Here is a 1056-nt window from a genome sequence, read left to right on the forward strand (position 1 = left end):
GGGCACTGAATACTAGACCTCGAAAAAGCCTCGGCTTTAAATGCCCTGCAGAACTGTTTTTACCTGATACATTTAATGGCGACGAGTATTACCGCCGACTTGTTGCACTTCGCACTTGAAACCACCGGGTTTAAAAGTATGCTGCCCTGAAGAAATAGCATAACGTAAAGCATTTATTAAAGGATGAGCTACAAGGATGAGAGCAATACCACTTGCTATTCGTGACGTCATACTTTTGGAACCCAAAATATTTGCTGATAATCGTGGATCTTTCTTTGAAAGTTTCAACCAAGCGCAATTTGAATCGCTTATTGGCAAGTCTGTGAATTTTGTCCAAGACAATTATTCTCATTCAGTAAAGGGTGTACTGCGTGGCTTACACTACCAAGTCAAACAACCTCAAGGTAAACTTGTGCATGTTGTTTCTGGAGAAATATTTGATGTTGCCGTCGATATCCGCAAAGACTCTCCCACATTCGGTCAATGGGTAGGTGAGCACTTAAGTGCAGAAAACAAAAAACAAATGTGGATTCCTGAAGGATTCGCCCACGGTTTTGTTGTACTGAGTGACGAAGCTGAGTGTATTTATAAAATCACCGACTATTATGCCCCGCAATATGAACGCTGCATAACTTGGAATGATACAAACCTAGCTATTAGTTGGCCCATAAAAGACGAGCCTATTCTGTCAATCAAAGACTCTCAAGGCTCACCATTCAAAACAGCAGAGCTCTTTTGATAGTGATCGCACCTAAAAAACTATCGTCAACGGTAGATTTTTCTGAATCTGAGGGAGTTAAACAAGGTTCAAATAAAACGTATCATTTTAAGATTGAGGTCAAAAGCGTGCGAAAACCGCACCATTATTGCATTTCCTGAAAAAAAGAATTTTATGAATGGCCTTTTAAAGGTCTTCAAAAGAGATGGGGTTGAGCTTCCCCTGATATTTCGTCTTCCATAAGGGTGACATATTATTAACGTCACTTGAAGGAAGATTAGCTATGAAGATACCTCGCCAGTCATACACCTTGGAGTTCAAGGAGTTAGCGCTCAAGC

At 40.6% G+C, this 1056-nt stretch carries 1 protein-coding gene and 1 pseudogene; both read left to right on the forward strand.

The genetic code is table 11. The features are described from left to right. Positions 1 to 119: pseudogene (locus QWY27_RS15390) on the forward strand (IS30 family transposase); the annotation flags it as partial. 77 nt (positions 120 to 196) lie between these two features. Next, complete coding sequence (gene rfbC / locus QWY27_RS15245) at positions 197 to 739, forward strand: dTDP-4-dehydrorhamnose 3,5-epimerase (protein ID WP_290199284.1); 543 nt, start codon at positions 197 to 199, stop codon at positions 737 to 739. Positions 740 to 1056 lie beyond the last annotated feature (317 nt).

This window comes from Zwartia vadi (assembly GCF_030410375.1).
Classification (GTDB): domain Bacteria; phylum Pseudomonadota; class Gammaproteobacteria; order Burkholderiales; family Burkholderiaceae_B; genus Zwartia; species Zwartia vadi.